The organism is Streptomyces sp. NPDC107575 (genome assembly GCF_055657265.1).
Genome location: NZ_JBVKBG010000001.1, coordinates 1139690 through 1163595 on the forward strand (window position 1 = coordinate 1139690; position 23906 = coordinate 1163595).

General features: G+C 72.2%; 22 protein-coding genes. 13 read left to right on the plus strand and 9 right to left on the minus strand.

The genetic code is table 11. The features are described 5' to 3' along the window. Positions 1-154: 154 nt before the first annotated feature. On the plus strand, positions 155-2548 hold the full coding sequence (locus tag ACZ7L4_RS05330; protein WP_472099860.1) for an ATP-binding cassette domain-containing protein: 2394 nt from the start codon (positions 155-157) through the stop codon (positions 2546-2548). A 78-nt stretch (positions 2549-2626) separates the two neighbouring features. Here ACZ7L4_RS05330 and ACZ7L4_RS05335 read toward each other — a convergent pair whose 3' ends face one another. Next, complete coding sequence (locus ACZ7L4_RS05335; RefSeq protein ID WP_472099862.1) at positions 2627-3025, minus strand: hypothetical protein; 399 nt, start codon at positions 3023-3025, stop codon at positions 2627-2629. 188 nt (positions 3026-3213) lie between these two features. On the opposite strand from ACZ7L4_RS05335, the gene ACZ7L4_RS05340 reads away from it, so the two are divergent. Further along, positions 3214-3618, plus strand: coding sequence for a tautomerase family protein (locus ACZ7L4_RS05340; protein WP_472099864.1), 405 nt, complete (start codon positions 3214-3216; stop codon positions 3616-3618). Between the two features lie 22 nt (positions 3619-3640). Here ACZ7L4_RS05340 and ACZ7L4_RS05345 read toward each other — a convergent pair whose 3' ends face one another. Further along, positions 3641-4426 (minus strand): SDR family oxidoreductase, encoded by a 786-nt coding sequence (locus tag ACZ7L4_RS05345; RefSeq protein ID WP_472099866.1) that lies wholly within the window; start codon positions 4424-4426, stop codon positions 3641-3643. A 115-nt stretch (positions 4427-4541) separates the two neighbouring features. On the opposite strand from ACZ7L4_RS05345, the gene ACZ7L4_RS05350 reads away from it, so the two are divergent. The 4 genes from ACZ7L4_RS05350 to ACZ7L4_RS05365 all read left to right on the plus strand — a co-directional run bounded on the left by ACZ7L4_RS05350 (position 4542) and on the right by ACZ7L4_RS05365 (position 8713). Further along, on the plus strand, positions 4542-5129 hold the full coding sequence (locus ACZ7L4_RS05350; RefSeq protein WP_472099868.1) for a TetR/AcrR family transcriptional regulator: 588 nt from the start codon (positions 4542-4544) through the stop codon (positions 5127-5129). 97 nt (positions 5130-5226) lie between these two features. After that, positions 5227-5751 carry a PadR family transcriptional regulator gene (locus ACZ7L4_RS05355; RefSeq protein WP_472099869.1) on the plus strand — a complete coding sequence of 175 codons (525 nt, stop codon included), beginning with the start codon at positions 5227-5229 and terminating at the stop codon, positions 5749-5751. Then, complete coding sequence (locus tag ACZ7L4_RS05360) at positions 5748-6431, plus strand: ABC transporter ATP-binding protein (RefSeq protein ID WP_472099870.1); 684 nt, start codon at positions 5748-5750, stop codon at positions 6429-6431. Before ACZ7L4_RS05355 ends, ACZ7L4_RS05360 begins: the two co-directional genes overlap by 4 nt. Next, positions 6428-8713: an FtsX-like permease family protein gene (locus ACZ7L4_RS05365; protein WP_472099872.1), complete on the plus strand. Its 2286-nt coding sequence runs from the start codon at positions 6428-6430 to the stop codon at positions 8711-8713. The genes ACZ7L4_RS05360 and ACZ7L4_RS05365 overlap by 4 nt, the downstream gene beginning before the upstream one ends. 37 nt (positions 8714-8750) lie before the next feature. Here ACZ7L4_RS05365 and ACZ7L4_RS05370 read toward each other — a convergent pair whose 3' ends face one another. Next, positions 8751-9659: a LysR family transcriptional regulator gene (locus ACZ7L4_RS05370; RefSeq protein WP_472099873.1), complete on the minus strand. Its 909-nt coding sequence runs from the start codon at positions 9657-9659 to the stop codon at positions 8751-8753. Between the two features lie 128 nt (positions 9660-9787). Here ACZ7L4_RS05370 and mdlC point away from each other — a divergent pair, with 128 nt between their 5' ends. The 5 genes from mdlC to ACZ7L4_RS05395 all read left to right on the plus strand — a co-directional run bounded on the left by mdlC (position 9788) and on the right by ACZ7L4_RS05395 (position 16374). Further along, entirely contained in the window at positions 9788-11371 is a 1584-nt protein-coding gene (gene mdlC / locus ACZ7L4_RS05375; protein ID WP_472099874.1) for a benzoylformate decarboxylase, read from the plus strand. Between the two features lie 2 nt (positions 11372-11373). Beyond that, positions 11374-12831, plus strand: a complete 1458-nt coding sequence (locus ACZ7L4_RS05380; RefSeq protein WP_472099876.1) for an aldehyde dehydrogenase family protein — start codon at positions 11374-11376, stop codon at positions 12829-12831. A 117-nt stretch (positions 12832-12948) separates the two neighbouring features. Further along, complete coding sequence (locus ACZ7L4_RS05385) at positions 12949-14178, plus strand: MFS transporter (protein ID WP_472099878.1); 1230 nt, start codon at positions 12949-12951, stop codon at positions 14176-14178. 44 nt (positions 14179-14222) lie between these two features. Then, on the plus strand, positions 14223-14708 hold the full coding sequence (locus ACZ7L4_RS05390; RefSeq protein ID WP_472099880.1) for a GNAT family N-acetyltransferase: 486 nt from the start codon (positions 14223-14225) through the stop codon (positions 14706-14708). A gap of 115 nt (positions 14709-14823) precedes the next feature. Continuing rightward, the gene (locus ACZ7L4_RS05395) at positions 14824-16374 is read left to right on the plus strand and encodes an MFS transporter (RefSeq protein ID WP_472099882.1); all 1551 of its coding nucleotides are present in this window, start codon (positions 14824-14826) and stop codon (positions 16372-16374) included. Here ACZ7L4_RS05395 and ACZ7L4_RS05400 read toward each other — a convergent pair. The 5 genes from ACZ7L4_RS05400 to ACZ7L4_RS05420 all read right to left on the minus strand — a co-directional run bounded on the left by ACZ7L4_RS05400 (position 16358) and on the right by ACZ7L4_RS05420 (position 20163). Continuing rightward, a complete protein-coding gene (locus tag ACZ7L4_RS05400; RefSeq protein ID WP_472099884.1) occupies positions 16358-17302 on the minus strand; it encodes a PDR/VanB family oxidoreductase in 945 nt (314 codons plus the stop codon). The two genes, ACZ7L4_RS05395 and ACZ7L4_RS05400, sit on opposite strands and share 17 nt — an antisense overlap. After that, the gene (locus ACZ7L4_RS05405) at positions 17299-17469 is read right to left on the minus strand and encodes a hypothetical protein (RefSeq protein WP_450814169.1); all 171 of its coding nucleotides are present in this window, start codon (positions 17467-17469) and stop codon (positions 17299-17301) included. Before ACZ7L4_RS05405 ends, ACZ7L4_RS05400 begins: the two co-directional genes overlap by 4 nt. Further along, positions 17466-18479, minus strand: coding sequence for an aromatic ring-hydroxylating dioxygenase subunit alpha (locus ACZ7L4_RS05410; RefSeq protein WP_472099886.1), 1014 nt, complete (start codon positions 18477-18479; stop codon positions 17466-17468). The genes ACZ7L4_RS05405 and ACZ7L4_RS05410 overlap by 4 nt, the downstream gene beginning before the upstream one ends. Before the next feature lie 93 nt (positions 18480-18572). Continuing rightward, positions 18573-19340, minus strand: a complete 768-nt coding sequence (locus ACZ7L4_RS05415; RefSeq protein WP_472099888.1) for an IclR family transcriptional regulator — start codon at positions 19338-19340, stop codon at positions 18573-18575. 10 nt (positions 19341-19350) lie between these two features. Continuing rightward, on the minus strand, positions 19351-20163 hold the full coding sequence (locus tag ACZ7L4_RS05420) for an alpha/beta fold hydrolase (RefSeq protein ID WP_472099889.1): 813 nt from the start codon (positions 20161-20163) through the stop codon (positions 19351-19353). A 221-nt stretch (positions 20164-20384) separates the two neighbouring features. Here ACZ7L4_RS05420 and ACZ7L4_RS05425 point away from each other — a divergent pair, with 221 nt between their 5' ends. Beyond that, complete coding sequence (locus ACZ7L4_RS05425; RefSeq protein ID WP_472099891.1) at positions 20385-21245, plus strand: Cof-type HAD-IIB family hydrolase; 861 nt, start codon at positions 20385-20387, stop codon at positions 21243-21245. A 37-nt stretch (positions 21246-21282) separates the two neighbouring features. Here the strand turns inward: ACZ7L4_RS05425 and ACZ7L4_RS05430 are convergent, their stop codons facing one another. Then, entirely contained in the window at positions 21283-22239 is a 957-nt protein-coding gene (locus ACZ7L4_RS05430) for an ankyrin repeat domain-containing protein (protein ID WP_472099892.1), read from the minus strand. 325 nt (positions 22240-22564) lie between these two features. On the opposite strand from ACZ7L4_RS05430, the gene ACZ7L4_RS05435 reads away from it, so the two are divergent. Next, the gene (locus ACZ7L4_RS05435) at positions 22565-23902 is read left to right on the plus strand and encodes a lipase family protein (RefSeq protein WP_472099894.1); all 1338 of its coding nucleotides are present in this window, start codon (positions 22565-22567) and stop codon (positions 23900-23902) included. Positions 23903-23906: the final 4 nt, after the last annotated feature.

Sequence of the window (23906 nt, forward strand, 5' to 3'; positions counted from 1 at the left end):
CAGACGGATGGCAGAGCCGTCGGCAGGCCACCCCGGCGTGTTCACCGATTGCGGTGGCGGGGGCGGCGTGGACGGCGACAATCGAACACACCGATTCGAGACTGGCGACGCCGCGGATTCCCGGCGGCGGCCGCGGACACCCGATGGAGACATGATGAGCAAGGTCGCGAGGACGGGGACCCCGTCGTCAACGTCGCACCCCGCCGACAGCCACGACCTGATCCGCGTGCACGGCGCGCGGGAGAACAACCTCAAGGACGTCAGCATCGAGCTGCCCAAGCGGCGCCTGACGGTGTTCACCGGGGTCTCCGGGTCGGGCAAGAGCTCGCTGGTGTTCGACACGATCGCCGCCGAGTCGCAGCGGATGATCAACGAGACGTACAGCACCTTCGTCCAGGGCTTCATGCCGACGCTCGCGCGGCCCGAGGTCGACGTGCTGGACGGGCTGACCACCGCGATCACCGTCGATCAGCAGCGGATGGGCTCCGACCCGCGCTCCACGGTCGGCACCGCCACGGACGCGAGCGCGATGCTGCGCATCCTCTACAGCCGGCTCGCCAAGCCGCACATCGGCGGGCCGGGCGCCTACTCCTTCAACGTCGCGTCGGTCTCGGCGCAGGGCGGGCTCACGGTCGACCGGGGTGCCGACAAGACGAAGACGGAGAAGGTGTCCTTCAGTCGCACCGGCGGCATGTGCACCCACTGCGAGGGGCGGGGCACGGTCTCCGACATCGATCTGGCCCAGCTCTTCGACGACACCAAGTCGCTGAACGAGGACCCGTTCAGCATCCCCACGTACACCGGGGACGGCTGGGTGGTGCGGGTCATCCGTGACTCCGGCTTCTTCGACCCGGACAAGCCGATCCGCAAGTACACCAAGAAGGAGCGGCAGGACTTCCTCTACCGCGAACCCGTCAAGGTCAAGATCAACGGAGTGAACCTCACCTACGAGGGGCTCATCCCGAAGATCCAGAAGACCTTCCTGGCCAAGGACCGGGAGTCGATGCAGCCGCACATCCGGGCCTTCGTGGACCGCGCGGTCACCTTCCAGACCTGTCCCGACTGCGGGGGCACCCGGCTCAGCGAGCTGGCCCGCTCCTCGAAGATCAAGCGCAAGAGCATCGCCGACCTGTGCGCCATGGAGATCAGGGACCTCGCGGAGTGGGTGCGCGCTCTGAAGGAGCCCTCGGTCGCCCCGCTGCTCGCCAAGCTGCGGCACACCCTGGAGTCGTTCGAGGAGATTGGCCTCGGCTATCTCTCACTCGACCGGGCGGCGGGCACGCTCTCCGGCGGTGAGGCGCAGCGCGTCAAGATGATCCGCCACCTCGGCTCCTCGCTCACCGACGTCACGTACGTCTTCGACGAGCCCACGATCGGCCTGCATCCGCACGACATCCAGCGGATGAACAAGCTGCTCCTGCGCCTGCGCGACCAGGGCAACACCGTGCTGGTCGTGGAGCACAAGCCGGAGGCCATCGCCATCGCGGACCACGTCGTGGACCTCGGCCCCGGCGCGGGCACGGGCGGCGGCAGCGTCTGCTTCGAGGGCACCGTCGAGGAGCTGCGCGCCAGTGACACCATCACCGGGCGCCACCTCGACGACCGGGCCGCGGTCAAGGACACCGTGCGCGAATCCACCGGAAAGCTCGCGATCCGCGGGGCGAACGCGCACAACCTGAGGGACGTCGACGTGGACATCCCGCTCGGTGTGCTCACGGTCGTCACCGGCGTCGCCGGTTCCGGCAAGAGCTCGCTGGTGCACGCCTCCATCCCCGCCGACGACGCGGTGGTGGCGGTCGACCAGACCCCGATCCGCGGCTCGCGGCGCAGCAATCCGGCCACGTACACCGGGCTGCTCGAGCCGATCCGCAAGGCGTTCGCGAAGGCCAACGGCGTGAAGCCCGCGCTCTTCAGCGCCAACTCGGAGGGCGCCTGCCCGACGTGCAACGGCGCGGGGGTCGTCTACACCGACCTCGGGATCATGGCGAGCGCGGCCGCCACCTGCGAGGAGTGCGACGGCAAGCGGTTCGAGGCCTCGGTGCTCGACTACCACCTCGGGGGCAAGGACATCAGCGAGGTGCTCGAGATGCCCGTGACCGAGGCGGTGGAGTTCTTCGGCGCGGGGGAGGCGCGCACCCCGGCCGCGCACAAGATCCTGGAGCGGCTCGAGGACGTCGGGCTCGGCTATCTGACCCTGGGCCAGCCGCTGACCACGCTCTCCGGCGGCGAGCGGCAGCGGCTCAAGCTCGCCGTGCACATGGCCGACAAGGGCGGTGTCTACGTCCTGGACGAGCCGACCACGGGTCTGCATCTGGCGGACGTCGAGCAGCTTCTCGGGCTGCTGGACCGGCTCGTGGACTCCGGCAAGTCGGTCATCGTCATCGAGCACCACCAGGCCGTGATGGCGCACGCCGACTGGATCATCGACCTGGGCCCCGGCGCGGGGCACGAAGGCGGCAAGGTCGTCTTCGAGGGCACCCCCGCCGACCTCGTCGCCGACCGCTCCACCCTCACCGGGAAGCACCTGGCGCAGTACGTGGGCGCCTGAGCCCGACCGGTTGCCGTCGGCCCGTGGGGGAGGGCCGCGGCGGACGGAGCGGTGCGGGAGGGCCGGCCGCTGTCGCGGTCAGCCCTCCTGCGGGGGAGTGGAGTGCTGCGGGGCCTGAAGGGCCTGCGGGAAGTGCGGGGCCTGCTGGCCCTGCTGGTTCTGGGACGCCTGCTGGTCCTGGGGCGCGTGCTGACCCTGGGGAGCCTGCGGGATCTGCGGCGTCTGGTGGCCCTGCGGGGCCTGCGCCTGCATGGGGTCGGAGGCCTGGGGGGCCTGCGGGGTCTGCTGGTCCTGGAGGGACGCAGGGGCCTGGGGAGCCTGCGGTTCCTGAGCGGCTCCCCCGTGCCCGAAGTCGAGCACACCTTCCGCGGTGCGCTCGGCCTTGTGCGCGGCCTCGCGCGCGTCGGCGAGCACATCACCGTGCTCGTCGACGAGTCGGTCGTAGATGGGCGCCGGGGCAGTGGACGGTGCGGGCACGGGAAGAGCTCCTGGTCGTCGAGGTCTTGATGTCACCCTGCGGGTGAACAAAAGGGGACCCTACGTCGATCAGGTGACGTGGGTACATCCGGGGTGGGGTTGAGGAGCCCGAAACTGTAACTACTAGTATGTACGACAACGGTGTCGAGCCGCGCCGCGTTCCACGCCCACGACGGAGGGGTCCACCCGTGCCGCTTGTCCGCATAGATGCTCTGAAGGCCGACAGTGACCGCCTGCGTGCGCTGGGGCGCGCCGTGCACGACGCCCTCGGTGAGACGCTCGGCTTCCCGGCCGACGACCTGTTCCAGGTGCTCACCAGTCACGACGGAGTGAGCGGCACCCTCCGCTACGACGGCTACCTCGGAGTGCGGCGCGACGACGACGTGGTGTTCGTCGGGATCACCCTGCGGGCCGGGCGTCCCGACGAGCAGAAGCGGGCGCTGTACCGGCGGATCGCCGAGCTCGCGCACGAGTACGCGGGAACCGAGCCGCGCAATGTGCTCGTCACGATCACCGAGAACCAGTCGATCGACTGGTCCTTCGGGCACGGTGTCGCGCAGTACGCGCCGGCCGCCGTGGACGGCCGGCGCTGAGACGTCGTGTCCCGTGGTGTGCTCAGTACTGCTCGGACTGGCCGCCGTCGATCGCGACGACCGTGGCGTTGATGAACGACGCCTCGTCGGAGAGCAGGAAGGCCACCAGGTTCGCGACCTCCTCGGGGCGGCCGAAGCGCTTCATCGGGTTGCTGCTGACGAACTGGCGGCCGGCCTCCTCCCAGTTCACCGGGTCGAGCTGCTTGAGCGAGCCCTCGACCATCGGCGTCATGATCGCGCCGGGCGCGATGGCCTTCACCGTGATGCCGAAGCGGCCGTACTCCACACCCGAATTGCGGGTCAGGCCGACGACGCCGTGCTTGGCGGCGGCGTAACCGGACTGGTTGCCTACGCCGCGGATGCCGCCCACGGACGCGGTGTTCACGACGGTGCCGCTGCCCTGCTCGCGCATGACGGCGAGGACGTGCTTGAGGCCGAGGAAGACGCCCCGCAGGTTGATGTCGACGACGCGCTGGAACTCGTCGCTGCCGAACTCCTCCGTGAGGTTCTGCTTGCCCTCGATGCCCGCGTTGTTGAAGAAGGCGTCGATGCGGCCGTAGGCCCGCGTGGTCTCGGCCACGTAGCGCGCGACCTCCGCCTCGTCGCTGACGTCGGCGGTGAGCGTCAGCACCTCGGCGCCCGGCGTCGCCTTCTCGATCTCGGCGGCGCTCTGTGCGAGCCCCTCCGCGTTCACGTCGACGAGCGCCAGCTTCGCGCCCTCGGCCGCGACCCGCAGCGCGGCGGACCGGCCCAGACCGGAGCCGCCACCGGTGATGAGGACGACCTTGTCGTCGAACCTGTTGTTCATTGCGGACCTCCTGATTGATCTGTGTCGCGGTCCGCCGTCGCCCGACGGGCCTGTCACTATTCTTAGACGATACGTACTGTCTAGAAATTCCCGTACGCGGAGATCGGAGCGAGGCATGGAGGAGTCGAAGGCTCCCCGCCCCAGGCGCGGGCGCCACCGGGACCCGCAGGCGCACGCGGCGGTGCTGCGGGCCGCGCGGGAACTCGTCGCCGAGCTCGGCTATCACAAGGTCACGATGGAGCGGATCGCCGCCCGGGCCGGCGTCGCCAAGATGACCCTCTACCGCTGGTGGCCGAACAAGGCCGCAGTGATCACCGAGGCCGTCACCGACCAGCTGGCACCGGGCCCGCAGCCCGACACCGGCTCCGTGCGCGAGGACGCGCTGGCCCACGTCACCGATCTCGTCCGCACGCTGACGCTGCTCGGCGACCCGAGCGTCGTGGCCGGCGCGCTCGTCGAGCGCGGCGAGGCGGGCCGCGCGGAGCTGCGCGACCTCCTCGTCGCCTGGAGCGAACCGGGGGCCGCGCTGCTGCGGCGCGGCATCGAACGGGGCGAGCTGCCGGCGGGCCTCGACGTCGGGTCGGTGATCGACAGCTGGCTCGGCTACGCCCTGTACCGCGTGGTCTTCCTCGAGAGCGCGCCCGCCGAGGCGGATCTCGCAGGGCTGGTGGACGCGCTTCCGTACACGCACCGCGAGGCGTGACAACCCAACTGCATTGCATGATCGGTTAGTTGACCGGCAGCGGATACGCTCGCCGACGTATGGACCGGGCGTATACACCCGGCGTATACACCAAGACATGACCGTTCCTCTGGCGCTCCTCGGGCTCCTCGAACGCGAGTCGAGCCACGGCTACGACCTCAAGCGGAACTACGACACCTACTTCGGCCGCGGCAAGCCGCTGCCCTACGGACAGGTCTATTCGACGCTGCGCCGCCTCGCCCGGGACGGGAAGGTGGCGGTCGGCGACTCCGAGCCGGGGGAGGGCCCGGACCGCAAGCGATATGTGATCACCGACAGTGGTGTCACGCAGGTGGAGGCCTGGCTCACCGAGCCGGTGGCCCCCGAACAGCACCTGCAGACCACGCTGTTCACCAAGGTCGTCCTGGCGCTGCTCCTGGAGCGGGACGCCCAGGAGTACCTCGACACCCAGCGGGCCGCCCACATGCAGCGGATGCGCGAACTGACCGAGCTGCGCCGCACCGGGGAACTCGTCGACCGGATGCTCGCCGACCACGGTCTCTTCCACCTGGAGGCCGATCTGCGCTGGATCGACATGACCGTGGCGCGGCTCGGCGCGCTGGCGGCGGAGGTGCGTCCATGAGTCTGGTCGAGGCACGTGACGTGGTCCTCTCCTTCGGCAGCACCCCCGCGTTACGGGGCGCCGAACTGTCCGTGGCGCAGGGCGAGATCGTCGCCGTGACGGGCCCGAGCGGCTCCGGCAAGTCGACGCTGCTGCACTGCCTCGCGGGGATCCTGGTGCCCGACGAGGGCGAGATCCATTACGCGGGGCGGCGCATCGACGCCCTGCGGGAGGCCGAGCGCAGCGCGCTGCGCCGCGACCGCTTCGGCTTCGTCTTCCAGTTCGGCCAGCTCGTACCGGAGTTGACGGCGGAGGAGAACGTGGCGCTGCCGCTGCTCCTCGCGCGCGGTCGCCGGGCCTCCGCGCTGCGCGAGGCCCGGTCCTGGTTCGAGCGGCTCGGCCTGGCCGGCCTGGAGGGCCGCAGGTCAGGCGAGTTGTCGGGTGGGCAGGCCCAGCGGGTCGCGCTGGCGCGGGCGTTGGTCGCCCAACCGCGGGTGCTCTTCGCCGACGAGCCCACCGGGGCCCTCGACTCGCTCACCGGCGAGCAGGTGATGGACCTGCTGGTCGGTTCGGCCCGCGAGCAGGGCACGACCGTCGTCCTGGTCACCCATGAGCCGCGCGTCGCCGCGTTCGCCGACCGGGAGGTCATCGTCCGCGACGGCAGGGTGACCCCGCTCTCCGTCGAACGGGCCGCGTCGTGATCCGGCTCGCGCTCCGCCTCACCGTCGCGGGTGGCCGCGAGGCCCTGGTGCGCCTGACCGTGATCGCCGCCGCGGTCGCGGTGGGGGTCGCGCTGCTGCTGTCCACGCTCGCCGCCGTCCAGGCCACCCGCACCCAGAACGACCGCAACGCCTGGCTCAACACCGGCGCCGAGTTCACCCGGAGCAAGACCGCGCGGGACGCGGACGCCGACCCGTTGTGGTGGCTGCTGCGGGCCGATCACCACGACGGCGCGCTCATCGGCCGCGTCGACGTGGCGGCCACAGGACCGGACGCGCCGGTGCCCCCGGGCCTGCCACGCCTTCCGGGACCTGGCGAGTACTACGTCTCCCCGGCCCTCGCCGACCTGCTGCGCGCCACGCCCGCCGCTGAGTTGGGGGACCGCTACCCGGGTCGCCGGGCGGGCACGATCGGCAGTGCGGCGCTGCCGGGGCCCGACTCCCTGATCGTCGTGGTGGGGCACCGCCCCGGTGAACTGGCGGGGAAGGAGGGCGCCCGGCGCGTCACCACCATCGAGACGCACTCGCCCAGCAGCTGCAGCGGCCCGAACTGCGACGTCGCCGTCGGCATCAACGCCGAAGGGATGGCGCTCATCCTCTCCGTGGTCGCCGTGGCGCTGATCTTCCCCGTGTTGATCCTGACCGGCACGGCGAGCCGCCTCGCCGCCGCCCGCCGCGAGCAGCGCTTCGCCGCGATGCGGCTGGTCGGCGCGACACCGGCGCAGGTCTCACTGATCTCGACGATCGAGTCCGCGGTCGCCGCCGTCGCCGGCACGGCGGTGGGCTTCGCTCTCTGGTTCGCGCTGCGGCCCCTGGTGGCACGCGCCGACCTGACCGGCACCCCGTTCTTCACGGGAGACATGTCGCTCGGCGCCGCCGAAGTGCTGGGAACGGCCGTGGGCGTGCCGGTGGCCGCGGCGGTCGCGGCCCGCGTCGCGCTGCGCCGTGTACGGGTCTCACCGCTCGGCGTCACCCGCAGGACCACGCCCCGCCCGCCGCGCGCCTGGCGGCTGATCCCGCCGGCCCTCGGCATCGGGCAGTTGTGGTGGGTCATCGGGCGCGTCCCCGAGGGCAGTTCGGGCCAGATACTCGCCTTCGTCCCCGGCATCCTGCTGATCCTCGTCGGCGTCGTGCTCGCGGGACCGTGGCTGACCATGGCCGCGGCGCGGCTGCTCGTCCGCTTCACCCGCAGGCCGGCGCTGCTCGTCGCGGGGCGGCGCCTCGCCGACGACCCGAGGGCCGGATTCCGGGCGGTCAGCGGACTGGTGCTGGCACTCTGCGTCACCAGCACCGCGGTCGGCATCATCACCGCGGTCGTCGCGGAGAGCGGGGTGCCGAAGGACGACGCGTCGTTCGGCAGCTCGGTGGTCGCCGATTACGACCGGCAGTTCGCAGCCAAGAGCGCCGAGCCGCCGCCCACGCTGTCTGCCGAGACCCGCTCCGACCTGGAGTCCGTGCCCGGCGTCCGGGGCGTGCTGATCGTCCGTACGAACCCGCTGCGCATCCCCGACCCCGTCGAGCCCCGACCCCCGAAGGGAGAGCCGCCGATCCTGGCGGGCCTGGTCTCCTGCGCCGAACTGGCGCGGATGCCCGCGCACAACGACTGCCGCCCGGGAGCGGATGCGGCCGCCATCACGCCGGACTTCGCGCGCTTCGGCATGCAGGAGGACCGGGCCTGGCCGGCCGTGTGGCCCGCGGCGGACATCAGCCCACAACGCCTGCGCACGCTGCCGGTGAGCGAGATCGTGGTGACGACGGACGGCACCACCGCGGCCGTCGAGCGCGTCCGCACGCTCCTCGCCGCCGCGTACCCCTATGAACTGCCGCCGTACACCGTCGCGGAGGATTCCGCGCGGCGCTGGAGCGGCATCGAGGGCTACCAGCAGCTGGCCACCGTCGTCATCGTGATCAGCTTCCCGATCGCCGGATGCAGCCTCGCGGTCGCCCTGGCCGGCGGACTGAACGAGCGCAAGCGCCCCTTCGCCCTGCTGCGGCTGACCGGAGTGCCCCTGCGCACCCTGCGCCGCGTGGTCCTGCTGGAGAGCGCGGCGCCGCTGCTGATCGTCGCGGCGCTCGCCATCGGCATGGGCTTCCTGACCGCGCAGCTCTTCCTCCAGGCGCAGTACGGCTACTCGATCCGGCCCCCGGGCGTCGGCTACTACGCGCTGACCCTCGCCGGGATCGTCGTCTCGCTCGCGGTCATCGCCTCCACGCTGCCGCTGCTGCGCCGCATCACCGGACCGGAGACGGCGCGCAACGACTGACACCGCGGCGCCTGTCCCGGCGGGCGGGCGCCGCGTCTCACGTCTCCGTCGCGTCGACCAGCGTCTCCCGCATGAAGTCCACCAGCCAGTGCTGCGCGGGAGTGCGGGCGTGCGCGTGCCGGGCGTAGACCGCGACCTGCGCCGGTTCGATGTCGATCGGCAGCTCGAGCAGCCGCACCCGGTGGTCGGCGGCGAACATGCGGGCCACAAGGCGGGGCGCCACCGCCACGAGTTCGCTGTCCTGGATGAGATACGGCAGTCCGGCGAACCGGGTCACGTCCAGCAGGACGCGGTGCAGCAGCCCGTGCGCCTCCAGGGCGCGGCGCGGCCCCTCGTGCCCGGCGGGCCCCGACACCGTCACATGCTGTTCGGCGCCGAGCGCGGCCAGGTCCACGCGGGGGCCCCGCAGCCGCGGGTGGTCGCGGGCCACCACGGCGACGTACCTCTCGGAGAACAGCGGGATCCGCGCCACCCGCGGCGAGCCGAGCGGCGTCGAGGCGATGAAGGCGTCGATCTCCCCGCGGCCCAACTGGTCTGCGGCGCCACTGATGTCGAGCGGCCGCACCGTGAGCGTGGTGCCCGGCGCCGCGCGCGGCAGCGCGGCCATCAGCCGGGGCAGCAGCGCGACCTCGCCCAGGTCCGACAGGCACACCGTGAACGCGGCGCGGGCCGTGGCCGGGTCGAAGGTGTGCGCGCCGCTCACCGTCGTCTCGATCTCCGCCAGGGCGCCGTGCAGCGGCTCGTACAGGGCCCGAGCCGTGGTCGTCGGGGCGAGGCCCGCGCCCGTGCGGCGGAACAGCTCGTCGTCGAAGCGGCGGCGCAGCTTCTGCAGCCCGTAGCTGACCGTCGGCTGGGTGACGTGCAGGGCCTCGGCGGTCGCCGTCACGCTCCGGGTCTCGTAGAGCAGCACGAAGGTGCGCACGAGATTGAGGTCGAAGTCCCGCATGGTCCGTCCACTCTACGAGGGGTGTTATCGATGTTGCCTATGAAGCAGGTAGGCAACATTGATTGGAGCACGGTCGGCTTTATTTCTAGGCTCAACCACATCACCGCCGGTCAAGGAGGACTCTGCGCATGCCGACCGCACGCCGGATCGCCCACGCGTTCCTCGAGCGCCAGGGCCTGACCACGATCTTCGGGAACCCGGGATCGAACGAACTGCCCTTCCTCGCCGGACTTCCGGAGTCCTTCCGGTACGTCCTCGGCCTGCACGAGGGCGTCGTCGTCGGCATGGCCGACGGATACGCCCAGGTCACCGGCCGCCCCGCCCTCGTGAACCTGCACGCCGCCGCCGGTTCGGGCAACGCGATGGGCGCGCTCACGAACGCCGTGTACGCCCGCACGCCGCTGGTGCTCACGGCGGGCCAGCAGGTGCGCTCCGCCATCGGCCTGGAGGCGATGCTCGCCAACGTCGACGCGCCGCAGCTGATGCGCCCGCTCGTCGGCCACGCCGCCGAACCGGCCTGCGCCGCCGACGTCCCGCGCTCGCTGGCCCAGACCGTCTTCGAGGCCGAGCTGCAGCGCCGCCCGAGCTACCTCTCCGTGCCCTACGACGACTGGGACGCCGAACTCGACCCGCAGGCCGGCGAGGTCCTGGAGCGGCGGGTGCGGCGCGGGCTCGCCCCGGACGAGGAGCAACTCGACGAACTCGTACGGGAGGTGGGCGCTGCCCGCAATCCGGTGCTCGTCCTCGGCGGTGACATCGACGCCGCCGGACACTTCGAGCGGGCCGTGGCCTGCGCCGAACACCTCGACCTGCCGGTGTGGGTGGCACCGTCGCCGCACCGCCTCCCGTTCCCCAACCGGCATCCGCTGCTGCGCGGTGTGCTGCCCGCAGGCATCGGCGCCGTGTCCTCCGCGCTCGCCGGGCACGACTTGGTGCTCGTCGTCGGCGCCCCCGTCTTCCGCTACCACCAGCATGTGCCGGGCCCCTATCTGCCCGATGGCGCCCGGCTGATCCAGGTCACCGACGACGCGGGCGCCGCCGCCCGCGCGCCGATGGGGGAGGCGCTCGTCGCGGACCCGGGGCCGGTGCTGACCGCGCTGCTGACGCGACTGCCGCAACGCGCGAGCGGGCCAAGGGAGTTCACGCCCCCGCCCGAGCCCGCCACCGCCCCCGGCACCGCCCTCCACCCCGAGGAGGTATTCGCCGCCCTCCGCGACACCCAGCCACCCGACACCCGCTACGTCGTCGAGTCCACCTCCACCAACGGCGCCTGGTGGCGGCAGATGGATCTGCGCCGCCCCGGCTCCTACTTCTTCCCGGCCTCCGGCGGACTCGGCTTCGGCCTGCCCGCCGCCGTCGGCGCGGCGATGGGCGACCCGGACCGCCCGGTCGTCGCGGTCGTCGGCGACGGCTCCGCCAACTACGGGATCACCGCGCTGTGGAGCGCCGCCCACTACCGGGTCCCGGTCACCTTCCTCATCCTGCGCAACGGCACGTACGGCGCGCTGCGCTGGTTCGGGACGCTGCTCGACACCCCGGACGTGCCGGGCACCGAGATCCCCGGCCTCGACTTCACCGCGCTCGCCGCGGGCTACGGGGTGCCCGCCACCGCCGTGACCGAACTCGCCGAATTGCGCGAACAGTTGAAGAAGCCCCCGACCGATGGGCCCCGCCTCATCCAGGTCGACACCCACCCCACCTCACCGGAGTGACCATGACTCTCCTCGAAGATCCCGTATGGCACGAGCGCATCCACCTCGACGGCTGGACGGCGGGAAGCGGGGGCACGTCAGCCGTCGTCGAACCCGCCACCGGGCAGACGCTCGGTGCCATCGGCAGTGCCACCGCCGACGACGTCGCGCGCGCCGCGGCCCGCGCCGCGAAGGCGCAGCGGGAGTGGGCGCGCACCTCGCCCGCCGAGCGGGCCGCCGTGCTGCGCAGGGCCGGTGACCTGTTCGCCGAGCACGCCGAGGAGATCAAGGACTGGATCGTCCGCGAGGCCGGTTCGACCCGCGCCAAGGCGACCGTCGAGACCGACTTCGCCGCCGCCGAGTGCTACGAGGACGCGGCGCTGCCCGCGCACCCGCTCGGCGACGTGCTCAGCAGCGGCGAGCCCCGCTGGTCGTTCGCGCGCCGCGTGCCCGCGGGCGTCGTCTCGGTGATCGCGCCGTTCAACTTCCCGCTGATCCTCGGCATCCGCTCGGTGGCGCCCGCGCTCGCCCTCGGCAACGCCGTGCTCCTCAAGCCGGACCCGCGCACCGCGGTGTGCGGTGGTGTCACCATCGTCCGCGTCTTCGAGGAGGCCGGGCTGCCCGAGGGGCTCCTTCACCTGCTGCCCGGCGACGCGAGCGTCGGTGCCGCCGTCGTCGAGGCGCCCGAGGTGTCCGTCGTCTCCTTCACCGGCTCGACCGCCGCCGGGCGCAAGGTCGGTGAGGCCGCCGCCCGGAACCTGAAGAAGGTGCACCTCGAACTCGGCGGCAACAACGCCCTCGTCGTCCTCCCCGGCGCCGACATCCCGGCCGCCGCCTCGGCAGGAGCCTTCGGCTCGTACCTCCACCAGGGCCAGATCTGCATGGCCACCGGCCGCCACCTCGTGCACGAGTCACAGGCCGATGAGTACGTGGCGCTGCTCGCCGAGAAGGCCGCGAACCTGCCCGTCGGCGACCCCGCCCAGGGCGACGTCGCCCTCGGCCCGATCATCGACGGCCGGCAGCTCGCGCACATCGACAAGGTGGTGACCGACAGTGTCGCCGCGGGCGCGAAGCTCGCCGCGGGCGGCAAGGCCGACGCCCCGTACTACCCGGCGACCGTCCTCACCGGCCTCGACGACGACAGCCCCGCCTGGCGCGAGGAGATCTTCGGTCCCGTCGCGCCCGTGCGCACCTACCGCGACCTCGACGAGGCGGCCTGCATCGTCGACGCCTCGCCGTACGGACTGTCCGTCGGCATCCTCGGCGACGTCGGCACCGCGATGACCCTCGCCGACCGGATCCGCTCCGGCAAGGTGCACATCAACGAACAGACCGTCATGGACGAGCCCGCCGCGCCCTTCGGCGGCGTCGGCGACTCCGGCAACGGATCCCGGTTCGGCGGTGCGCAGGCCAACATCGAGGCGTTCACCGAGACGCAGTGGGTGACCGTGCGCCCGCAGATCGCGCCGTACCCCTTCTGATCCCCGCGGAGGGGCCGGCCCGATCCCCGTAAGAGGGCCGGCCCCATCCGAATCCCCCCGTCCCCCAGGAGCAGCGCGGCCCCGTCCCCATCCGCTCATCCGGCAAGGAGCACGCCAATGACGACGTCTCCCACGCGGGCAGCCAGCACGGCGGTGCTGTGCTGGCTGACCGTCCTGCTCGAGGGATACGACCTGGTGGCACTCGGCGCCACCATTCCCACCCTGCTCAAGACGCACCACCTCGGATTCACCGCAGCCGATGCCACCGCGGTCGCCACCGTGTCCCTCGTCGGGGTCGCGGTCGGCGCCGCGGGGCTCGGTCCGCTCACCGACCGGTTCGGGCGGCGTGGCATGCTCATCGGCTCGGTGCTGCTGTTCTCGGTGTTCACCCTGGTGACACCGCTCGCCCCGAACGTCGCCGTGTTCGGTGTGCTGCGCTTCCTCGCCGGGCTCGGCCTCGGCGCCTGCATGCCGGTCGCCCTGACCGTCATGTCGGAGAACCTGCCCGAACACCGCCGCGCGAGCGCCAGCACCTTCACCATGACCGGCTACCACGTCGGCGCGGTGCTCACCTCGCTGCTCGCGCTCGCGGTCGCCGGTGACTGGCACTGGCTGTTCTACGGTGGGGGAGTCGCGGGCCTGCTCGTCGTCCCGCTGATGTGGTGGAAGCTGCCGGAGTCCGCCGCCTACCTCGCCGCCAAGCAGCAGCCCGAGGCCGACCGCATCGGCATGCGCGACCTCCTCGGCCCGCGCATCCGCCGCACCACCCTCGCCGTGTGGGGCGGCTCGTTCATGGGCCTGCTGCTCGTCTACGGGCTCAACACCTGGCTGCCCCAACTGATGCGCAGCGCCGGTTACCCGATCTCCCGCTCCATCGCGCTGCTGCTCGTCCTCAACATCGGCGCCGTCATCGGGCTCGTCGTCGCGGGTGTCGTCGCCGACAAGTACGGCATCCGGCGCGTCGCCCGGATCTGGTTCGCGGCGGGCGCCGTACTGCTCGCCGTCCTGAGCCTGCGCATCGAGTCCAGCCTGCTCCTGAACGCGCTGGTCCTGCTCACCGGCGTCTTCGTGTTCTCCGCGCAGGTCCTCATCTACGGGTACGTGGCCCATGTCTTCCCGGCCCGCACCCGCGGCACCGCGCTCGGCCTCGCCTCCGCGGTCGGCCGGCTCGGCTCGATCACCGGACCCTTCGTCACCGGCGCCCTGGTCACGGCGGGCATCGCCCACCCCTGGGGCTTCTGGTTCTTCGCGGGCGTCGCGGCGCTCGGACTCGGCGCGATGCTGCTCCTGGCCGCGCCGACATCCGACGACCGGGCCAGGACACCGAGCGCGGCGTTCACCAGCTGAGCAGCCGCGACAGGACGGCCGGACCCCGTGCCAGACTCGCTCCCATGAAGATCAGAGACATCCGGGACGGTGACTGGGAGCGCATCTGGCCGTTCTGGCGGCGGATCGTGCGCGCGGGCGAGACCTACGCCTGGGCCCCCGACACCAGCGAGCCAGAGGCCCGCGCCCTGTGGACCGAGGGCGCGGGCAAGCGCGTCCTCGTCATGGAGGACGACGCGGGTGACATCGTCGCCACCGCGTACGTGAAGCCCAACTATGGCGGTCCCGCCCGGGACATCGCCAACGCCGGGTTCATGGTCGACCCCGACCAGGGCGGTCACGGCTACGGCCGCGCCCTCGCCGTACACGTCCTGGAGACGGCCAAGGCCGACGGCTACCGGGCGATGGTCTTCAACGCCGTCGTCGAGACCAACCCGGCCGTACGGCTGTGGACTTCGCTCGGATTCACGATCCTGGGCACGGTGCCCGAGGCGTACGAGCACCCGAGGGACGGCAGGGTCGGGCTCCACATCATGCATCGCGCCCTGTAGGTCCTGAAGGCCCTGGTGGGGTGGGGCGGACGCGGGCCATCCGTTGAGTTAGGGTTACCTAACCAGCGGGGTGGCCCCCGGTCCCCGTGTCCCTGCCTGCCTTCAAGGAGCCCGCATGACGGCGACGCCCGCCGCCGAGCAGCCGACCGCCCCCGCACCTGCCAGGACCCGGGACCCACGGCGCTGGCTCATCCTCGGCGTGATCTGCCTCGCCCAACTCGTCGTCATCCTCGACAACACGATCCTCAACGTCGCCGTCCCCACCCTCACCGACGATCTCGGCGCAGGCACCGCCGACGTCCAGTGGATCATCAACGCGTACGTCCTCGTGCAGGCCGGACTGCTGCTCGCGGCCGGGGCCGCCGCCGACCGCTACGGCCGCAAGAAGCTGCTCCTGACGGGACTCGTGCTGTTCGGCGCGGGCTCACTCGCCGCCGCGCTCGCCCACAGCACAGGACAGTTGATCGCCGCGCGCGCCGGCATGGGCGTCGGCGGAGCCCTGCTGCTGACCACCACCCTCGCGGTGGCCGTGCAGGTCTTCGACGACGACGAACGGGTCCGCGCCATCGGCGTCTGGGCCGCCGTCAACGCCCTCGGCTTCGCGGCGGGACCGCTGGTCGGCGGCGTTCTCCTCGCCCACTTCTGGTGGGGTTCCCTGTTCATCGTCAACGTCCCCGTCGTGCTGCTCGGCCTGTGCGCCGTGAGCATCCTGGTGCCGGAGAGCAGGGTCGAACAGAGCCACCGCCCCGACCTGCTCGGCGCGCTCCTGTCGACGGTCGCGATGGCATCCCTCGTCTACGCCGTCGTCTCGGGACCCGACCACGGCTGGTCCTCCCCGTACGTGCTCGCGGGCGCGGGGCTCGGGGTGTGTGCGCTGACCGGGTTCGTGCTGTGGGAGCGGCGCGTTGAGGACCCCATGCTCGACATGAGCTTCTTCCGCAACCGGACGTTCACCGGCGCCGTGATCGGGGCCGTGCTGATCACCTTCGGCAGCGGGGGAGCGCTCTTCCTGCTCACGCAGCAGCTCCAGTTCGTCCTCGGTTACGGGCCGTTGGAGGCCGGGCTGCGCACCGCGCCGTTCGCGCTCACCGTCGTGCTGCTCAACTTCACGGGAGTGTCAGCCCGGTTGAGCAAGCGGCTCGGCATCCCGGGCTCCGTGGCCGTCGGCATGACGCTGCTCGCCTCCGGGCTGGCCGCGGTCGCGCTCGCCGGGCGGGTCGTGGACGGGTACGGGGGACTGCTCGTCGGTCTCGTCCTCATGGGTGTCGGCTGCGCGTTCGCCAACCCGGCGATGGCCGTCGCCGTGATGGGCGCGATCCCCCGCGAGAAGGCGGGAGCGGGCGCCGGCATCCAGGGCACGGTCACCGAGTTCGGCAGCGGTCTCGGCGTCGCCGTCCTCGGCGCCGTGCTCAGCGCCCGCTTCTCCGCCCTCGTGCCGGTCGCCGCGGCCTCGCTGCCCGCGGCCCTCGCCGCGACCGACTCGGCGACCGAACGCCGCACGGTGACGCGGGCGTTCGGCTCCGCCCTGGAGACCGGCCAACTCGTCGGCGCGGCGGCCGTGTTGACGGGTGGGCTTGTGGCGGCCACGCTGCTGCGCCGCGCGGAACACGTGGCGCAGCCGGAGGCCGAGGCCGGTACGGGCGCGGCGGTCATAGATCCAGCGTGAGCCGCTCGCCCTTGGCCCGCGAGACACACACCATCATCGTCTCGTTGGTCTCCCGCTCCGCCGCCGTGAGCACGCTGTCGCGGTGGTCGACCTCCCCGGCGAGCACATCGGTCTCGCAGGTTCCGCACGTGCCCTCGGTGCAGGAGTAAAGCACCTGGATCCCGGCCTCCTGCAGCGTGGCAAGGATCGTCCGGTCGGCCGGGACCTTCAACGTCCGTCCGCAGGAGGCGAGTTCGACCTCGAAGGCCGTGTCGCCGCTGGTGTCGGTCTCGGCCGGGGTGAAGCGCTCCGTGCGCAGCGCCTCGGCCGGCACCAGCTCCTCGACCGCGGCGAGCAGCGGCTCGGGGCCGCAGGCGTAGACGAGTTCACCGGGCCGCAGCTCCGCGAGGACCTCGGGAAGGTCCAGCAGGCCCTCGACGAGCTCGATCCGACCGCCGGGGTGCCGGGCGGTCAGCTCCTCGGCGAACGCCATCGTCGACCGCGAGCGGCCCCCGTAGTGCAGGGACCACGCGGCGCCCTGCTCGGCCGCCGCGGACAGCATCGGCACGATCGGCGTGATGCCGATGCCGCCCGCGACGAACCGGTACGCGGGTGCCGGTTCGAGCCGGAAGTGGTTGCGCGGCCCGCGGGCCCGCACCGCCGCGCCTTCCTGCAGCTCTCCGTGCACATGCGCCGAACCGCCCCGCCCGTCCCGCTCGCGCAGCACCGCGATCCGCCAGGAGCGCGCGTCGCCGCCGCACAGCGAGTACTGCCGCTCCATGCCCTCGGCCTCGGACAGGATCAGGTCGATGTGGGCGCCCGCCTCCCACGCGGGCAGCGGCGCGCCGTCCGGGCGGCGCAGCAGCAGGGAGACGACGCCGTCGGTCTCCTGGCGGCGTTCGGCGACGACGAGGTCGTACGTGTCGAGAGGGTCGAGCGGCTCGCTCACGGGGTGCGGTCCTTCGGTTCGGGTGTCTGCGGATGGTCGGGGTGGGCGAGCATCCACTCCCACATGGCGACCGGGTCCTCGCTGGTGTGCCGCTCGCCGCAGTGGCAGTGGCCGTCGAGGAGGTCGGTGCCGGGGAGCCATTCGATGCGGAAGACGGGCCGAGTCATCCGGCGGCCAGCTTCGTGAGGATGCGGCGCGCGGCGAGGCCGCCCGTGTCGATGTTGATGCTGAGCTCCTGGTACCCCTCGGGCTCGGTGTCCAGGGTGCGCTGCAGCAGATTGAGCGCGTCCACGTCCTGCATGACGACGGTGTGGTTGAAGTCCCGCAGGAACGTGGTGACTTCCTCGTCCTCGGTCGCGAAGTTCCGCGACACCGCCCAGAAGTCGTACACCTTGCCCGGCGAGGACGGGGTGATCGCGTACGTGATCTCCGTGCGGAACGCGGGGGTCTCCTGCCCCGACGGGCTGATCGTGCTGTGCAGCAGATACAGGCACGGCGCGTGGTACTCGATGTCCTGGCGCCGGTCGATGCGGCCCTCGATGCCGGTGGAACGGGCGTAGAACGGCGGGCACTCGGCGTCCTTCATGTGCCGCGACACCCGCACGATCCCGGCGTCCTCGTCGACCTCCGTGGCGATGGGCGTCTCGGCCACCTCCGGTGTGCCGATGTAGCCGCCGTGCAGATATGTCTCGTGGGAGAGGTCCATGAGGTTGTCGACGAGCAGCATGAAGTCGGCGTCGATGGGTTCCATGCCCTCCACGGTCACGAAGCCGTCCGCGACCAGGTGCGGGGCGCGCGGAATCACACTCGTGTCGGCCAGTTCGGGGTCACCGACCCACACCCACACCATCCCGTCGACCTCCGCGACCGGGTACGAACTCACCCGCGCGGTCCGCGGCACCCGCTTCTGGCCCGGCACGAACACACAGGTGCCCGTGGTGTCGTAGGTGAACCCGTGGTATCCGCACACCACCCGGTCCCCGTCGAGCCCGCTCGCCGACAGCGGGTAGCGGCGGTGCACGCAGCGGTCCGCGAGGGCGACCGGCTCCCCGGCCTCGGTGCGGTAGAAGGCGATCGGCTCACCGAGGATCGTGCGGCCGAGCAGCTCCCTGCCGACCTCCTTCGACCACGCGGCGACGTACCACTGGTTGCGGGCGAAGGCCGAATAGGCGGTCATGACGGGCGTCCCTCCTGTCACGGCGCGGCTCCGTCGCCGCGCGTCACGGAACACCCTGGTGACCTGAGCCACACCCCCACAACGCCACTTCCGTCAGACGGAAGCCGGGGGCGCGGTCGAGACGGGTTGCCAGCCCAGAGCGCGCGATATGCCGCGTCCGGCCAGCTGTACCGCCGGAATCAGCGCAGGCGTCCGCGCGCCCTCGACCGGTACGACGACGGAGACCGCGGCGACGACATCGCCGCGCGGTCCGCGCACCGGGGCCGCCACCGACAGTGCGTCGTCGGTGATCTGACGGTCACTCACTGCGACGCCGCTGCGACGTACTTCGGCCAGCATGCGACGCAGCCGACCCGCGTCGGTGACGGTGTGCGGCGTGAACGCGTCGAGCCCGCCCTCGGGGTAGCGGTCCTGGAGATCGAGGCCGCCGTGCGCGAGCAGAACCAGCCCGACGCCCGTAGCGTGCAGCGGCCAGCGCGCGCCCACCCGCGAGTGCACGCCCACCGCCGATCGGCCCGAAAGACGCTCGATGTAGACGACCTCCCGGCCGTCGCGCACGGCGAGGTGCACGTTCTCGTGCGTCGACTCGTACAGGTCCTCGAGGAACGGCAGCGCCGCCTGCCGCAGGCCGAGACCGCGCGGGGCCAGCGCCGCGATCTCCCAGAGCCGCAGCCCCACGTGGTAGTTGCCCGCCTCGTCGCGCTCCAGGGCGCCCCAGCGTGAGAGCGCGCCGACGAGCCGGTGCGCGGTGGGCAGCGGAAGGTCGGCGCGGTGCGCGAGCTGGGTCAGGGTGAGCGAGGGATGGTCCTGGTCGAAGGCGCCGAGCGCGTCGAGCAGCCGGTCGCTCGCGGAACGGGTCACGACCGCGCCCCTACCCGGTCGGACAGCGGTCGCGGAGGAACTCCAGGAGCACGGCGTTGAACAGCTCGGGCTGCTCCACGCCCGGCAGGTGCCCGGCGCCGTCGATCACGCGCAGCACCGAGTCCGGTACCAGCTTCACGATCTCCTCGGCGTCCGAGACCGGTGTGTACGCGTCGTCCGCGCCGACCACGACGAGCGCAGGAACCCGCGCCGCCGCGAGGCTGTCGCGGTAGTCGGGGCGCTCGGCCCGCCCGCGCAGCGCCGCCGCGGCGCCGCGCGGGTCGGTGACCTGCATCATGCCGAGGACATGGGCGGCGACCTCCGGCAGCGCGGCCACGTTGTAGCGCGCGAGCATCTTGTCGATGACCTCGTCCGCGTACCCGCTCATGCCCTCGGCGAGGAGCCGCACCGCGAGCCGGTTGCGGTAGACCTTGCCCTCCGGCGACTCGGGCGGCGCCGAGGTGTCGGACAGGACGAGGGCGCGGGTGCGCTTCGGGTGCCGCAGCTGGAACTCCATGGCGATCTGGCCGCCCATCGACACACCACCGACCACGGCGGAGTCGATCCCCAGCTCGTCCAGGAGCGCGGCGGCATCGTCCGCGAACCGCGCGAGCAGCACCTGCCCCGGAGTGACATCGCTCTCCCCGTACCCGCGCAGATCGGGCGTGAGCACCCGGTACCCGGCCGCCGCGAGCGCCTCCGCCTGCGGGGCCCACAGGGTCCGGTTGAACGGATGCCCGTGGATCAGCACGACCACGACCCCGTCCGCCGGGCCGAACTCGTCGTACCGCAAAACGGTGCCATCCAGCGTGAATCGGGGCATTGCCTGCTCCTGGTTGGGTTGGTCCCGCGCGGGGTGTGCCGGAACCGTACGGCGCGGGCGTGGGCATGATCAAGAGTGGTGCCCGCCCGGAGCGGGGGCGGCGGGGGAGCCCCGGAGGGCGGGAAAGCCCTGGGTAAGCCCCCTCCATACACTGGTGCCATTACGCCGCGGGGCCGTGCCGCGGCGCCCGGCACACCCGCACCACCGAACCAGGAACCACCGTGAACGTCCAGCACCACCGGCCGACCGCCGCCACCCCGCCCGACATCCGCCTGGTCGTCACCGACATGGACGGCACGCTCCTGGACGGCGACGGAAACATCCCGGACTCGCTCTGGCCGCTCCTGTCCGAACTGGGCGACCGCGGCATCGCCTTCTGCCCCGCCAGCGGCCGGCAGTACGCCACCCTCGCCGCCCAGTTCGGCGCCGTGGACGACGGCGGCATGGTCTACGTCGCGGAGAACGGCGCGTACGTCGTGCGCGGCGGCGCCGAGCTCAGCTCCGACCCGCTGGAGCCGTCCGTCGTCGAGTGGATCGTGAAGTCGATGCGTGAGCTCGTCCACGAGGGCGGCGTCGACGCGGGCGTCGTCGTCTGCGGGAAGCGCTCCGCCTACGTGGAGCGCTCCGACGAGGCGTTCATGGCGCAGGTCCGCACGTACTACGCCGCCCACGAGATCGTCGAGGACGCCACCGCCGTCGAGGACGAGTTCGTCAAGGTCGCGCTCTTCGACTTCGGCAGCGCGCAGGACACCACCGCCCCGCTCCTGGCCCCGCTCGCGGACACGCACCAGGTGGTCGTCTCCAGCCACCACTGGATCGACGTCATGAACCCGGCCGCGAACAAGGGCGCCGCCGTCCGCAGGCTCCAGGACGCCCTCGGCATCACGCCCGCGCAGACCATGGTCTTCGGCGACTACCGCAACGACCTGGAGATGCTGGACACCGCCGACTGGTCCTACGCCATGGCCAACGCCCACCCCGACGTCCTCGCCCGGGCCCGCCTGCGCGCCCCGGCCAACACCGAGAACGGCGTCGTGCGCACGGTCCGCGACGTCCTGCGGCTCGGCGACGCGGCGGCGTGACCCGGCCGCCGCACGGCCGGCCGCCGCACGGGCGGCCTCATCTTCGAGCGGTCCGCGGCAGCTCCGCCCACAGGTCCGGCGGGCCGACGACGGCCCGGGCGTCGGTGAGGCGCAGCCCCGCGCAGGCGCAGGCGTGCGCGACGGGGTTGAGGTGGTACAGGTAGGCGCTGAGCACGTCCGCGTAGCTGTCGCAGACGTACGGGCCGCCACCGGGGTGCAGGTCCCAGGCCTCGCCCGCTCCGTCGCGGTAGACGGTGCCCTGGTCGCCGCTCTTCGGGTTCCCGTAGTACCCGTAGCCGAAGGTCCCCGCGGACAGCCGGGTCAGTACCTCGTCCATCTGCGGCTCATAGCCCCACGGCTGTGTGACGACGCAGCCGCCGGGCACGGTCGTCAGGCCCACGATCCGCGCGCTGTTGCCGAGGTCGTAGGCGCCGGGACCACCGTCGATCTCGTCGAGTCGGTCCCCGGTCAGCTCGGTCGCGCCCAGGCGGCGCAGCGCCTCCTCGGCGTCGATGTCCGCCACGCACGCCAGGCCCGTGCCGTCGGGGTTGAGGGGGCCGAGCGCGGCGATGAGCCGCCGGGCTTCGCGCCCGGCCGCTTCTTCGCTCTCGCTCAGCCCCGCCTCGCCCTCGGGCAGCGCAAACAGCTCCGGCGTCGGCCCGGCCAGCGCGAGGCGCCCCGCCGACCAGCCGCCCCACTGCACCCGCCACGGGTCGGCGCCCGCGGCAGCGAGGACCCGCGCGACCTCCGGGCGGTTCGCCAGCACGGCATCCCACAGCGCCGTGGTCCCCTCCTCCAGTGCGTCCACGTCCGCCACCCGCCGGGCCAGCTCGGCCACCACCTCCGGCGTCCCGAACTGCACCGCCCGGTGCAGGGGCCGCCCGTCCTCTCCCCACACATCCGGATCGGCGCCCGCGTCGAGGCACCGCACGATGGTGCCGAGATCCTGCCAGTCCCGCCAACCGATCCGCGCCCAGCCGCTGTTGCCCGCCATGCCGTCCCCCTCGGCTCGATCGGCCCGACGGATGCGCCGGACCCACGACCCACACTCAAGCAGACGGCACTGACAACGCCCGGAACGCGGATGCTCGGCGGCAGGTGGAGGCCGGTGCGGCGGTCGCTGCAGCAGGTGCAGGCTTAAATTACTGAAACGTAACCTTCCTGGTGCTACCCGCGGTAACTCCGATCTGGATACGGTCCGCCAAGGCGCGTGGTGGCGGTGGGACGACCGCCTCGAACGCGTCGTCGGCCTGCCCGAAGTTCCGGCCGACAGCCGCCCAGGCGGGGGTGAACCCCCGCCCGTAGACCGGAGGTTCGCCATGCCCGCCGCCCCCACCCGCCTGCTGGCCGCCGCCGTCACGGTCGCCGCGTGTGTCGGTGCCCAGGCCGTACCCGCAGCGGCCGCCACCGGGTCCGACGCCTCGGGCGACACGGTCTCGCGCGGTGTCACCATCCCCGCGTTCTACAACCCGCCCGCCGAACTGCCCGGCGACAACGGAACGTTGATCCGCAGCGAGGGCCTCCCGCTCGCCCTCAGCCTGCCCGGCCTCAACGGGCCGCTGCCCGGCAAGGCGACCCGCATCATGTACAAGACCACCGACTCCAACGGGAAGCCCGCCGCGTCCACGGGCGCGTACATCGAGCCCAGCGCGAAGTGGCGCGGCCCGGGCGCCCGCCCGCTCGTGGCGCTCGCCCCCGGCACGCAGGGGCAGGGCGACCAGTGCGCCGCGTCGATGGGTCTGGAGCACCCGATCGTGTTCAACGGGCAGACGCTGGTGGCCGGTTACGAGGACCTGGCGATCTACCGGCTCCTCGCCAAGGGCGTCGCCGTCGTCGTCACCGACTACATCGGCCTGGGCACCACCGACCGGCTGCACACCTACGTCAACCGGCTCGACGAGGCCCACGCGGTGCTCGACGCCGTGCGCGCGACCCGCGCCCTCAAGGACGCCAGTGTCACCACCGGTTCGCGCGTCGGCCTCTTCGGCTACAGCCAGGGCGGCGGCGCCACCGCCGCGGCCGCCGAACTCCAGCCCACCTACGCGCCCGACGTCACCCTCTCCGGTACCTACGCGGGTGCGCCGCCCGCCGACCTGACCGCGACGACCAAGGCCATCGACGGCACCGACCTCGTCGGCGCGCTCGGCTGGTCGCTCAACGGCTTCCTGCAGTCCGACCCGGAGCTTCGGGCGATCGCCGACAAGCACCTGAACGACAAGGGCAGGGCCGCCCTGAAGGACCTCTCCACGGCGTGCGTCGGCGACGCCATCCTCGGCTACTCGTCCAAGAAGAGCTCGACCTGGACGAAGGACGGCAAGAGCCTCGAGGACATCATCAAGGCCGAACCGCGCCTCCAGGAGTTCCTCGCCCAGCAGCGCATCGGCGCCATCGAGCCGCAGAGCCCGGTCCGCGTCGCCACGGGCGTGAGCGACAACCTCGTCCCGCACGGCCAGGCACGCCAGCTGGCCGTCGACTGGTGCGGCCGCGGCGCCCAGGTCACGTACAAGCCGGTGAACATCCCCAATGTCGGCCGCGCGCTGATCAACCACTTCGCGCCGCTGCTCACCGACCAGGGACCAGCGATCAACTGGCTCACCGACCGCCTGTCGGGCGAACCGGCAGGCTCCACGTGTGCCGAGCTCCCGTCGCAGAAATGACCGC

What these genes read in the sequence shown, in the direction of transcription:
- ACZ7L4_RS05330 (WP_472099860.1), top strand. Translation starts at nt 155, where the DNA reads ATGAGCAAGGTCGCGAGGACGGGGACCCCGTCGTCAACGTCGCACCCC.
- ACZ7L4_RS05345 (WP_472099866.1), bottom strand. Translation starts at nt 4,426, where the DNA reads ATGAACAACAGGTTCGACGACAAGGTCGTCCTCATCACCGGTGGCGGC.
- ACZ7L4_RS05350 (WP_472099868.1), top strand. Translation starts at nt 4,542, where the DNA reads ATGGAGGAGTCGAAGGCTCCCCGCCCCAGGCGCGGGCGCCACCGGGAC.
- ACZ7L4_RS05355 (WP_472099869.1), top strand. Translation starts at nt 5,227, where the DNA reads ATGACCGTTCCTCTGGCGCTCCTCGGGCTCCTCGAACGCGAGTCGAGC.
- ACZ7L4_RS05360 (WP_472099870.1), top strand. Translation starts at nt 5,748, where the DNA reads ATGAGTCTGGTCGAGGCACGTGACGTGGTCCTCTCCTTCGGCAGCACC.
- ACZ7L4_RS05370 (WP_472099873.1), bottom strand. Translation starts at nt 9,659, where the DNA reads ATGCGGGACTTCGACCTCAATCTCGTGCGCACCTTCGTGCTGCTCTAC.
- mdlC (WP_472099874.1), top strand. Translation starts at nt 9,788, where the DNA reads ATGCCGACCGCACGCCGGATCGCCCACGCGTTCCTCGAGCGCCAGGGC.
- ACZ7L4_RS05380 (WP_472099876.1), top strand. Translation starts at nt 11,374, where the DNA reads ATGACTCTCCTCGAAGATCCCGTATGGCACGAGCGCATCCACCTCGAC.
- ACZ7L4_RS05385 (WP_472099878.1), top strand. Translation starts at nt 12,949, where the DNA reads ATGACGACGTCTCCCACGCGGGCAGCCAGCACGGCGGTGCTGTGCTGG.
- ACZ7L4_RS05390 (WP_472099880.1), top strand. Translation starts at nt 14,223, where the DNA reads ATGAAGATCAGAGACATCCGGGACGGTGACTGGGAGCGCATCTGGCCG.
- ACZ7L4_RS05395 (WP_472099882.1), top strand. Translation starts at nt 14,824, where the DNA reads ATGACGGCGACGCCCGCCGCCGAGCAGCCGACCGCCCCCGCACCTGCC.
- ACZ7L4_RS05405 (WP_450814169.1), bottom strand. Translation starts at nt 17,469, where the DNA reads ATGACTCGGCCCGTCTTCCGCATCGAATGGCTCCCCGGCACCGACCTC.
- ACZ7L4_RS05410 (WP_472099886.1), bottom strand. Translation starts at nt 18,479, where the DNA reads ATGACCGCCTATTCGGCCTTCGCCCGCAACCAGTGGTACGTCGCCGCG.
- ACZ7L4_RS05420 (WP_472099889.1), bottom strand. Translation starts at nt 20,163, where the DNA reads ATGCCCCGATTCACGCTGGATGGCACCGTTTTGCGGTACGACGAGTTC.
- ACZ7L4_RS05430 (WP_472099892.1), bottom strand. Translation starts at nt 22,239, where the DNA reads ATGGCGGGCAACAGCGGCTGGGCGCGGATCGGTTGGCGGGACTGGCAG.
- ACZ7L4_RS05435 (WP_472099894.1), top strand. Translation starts at nt 22,565, where the DNA reads ATGCCCGCCGCCCCCACCCGCCTGCTGGCCGCCGCCGTCACGGTCGCC.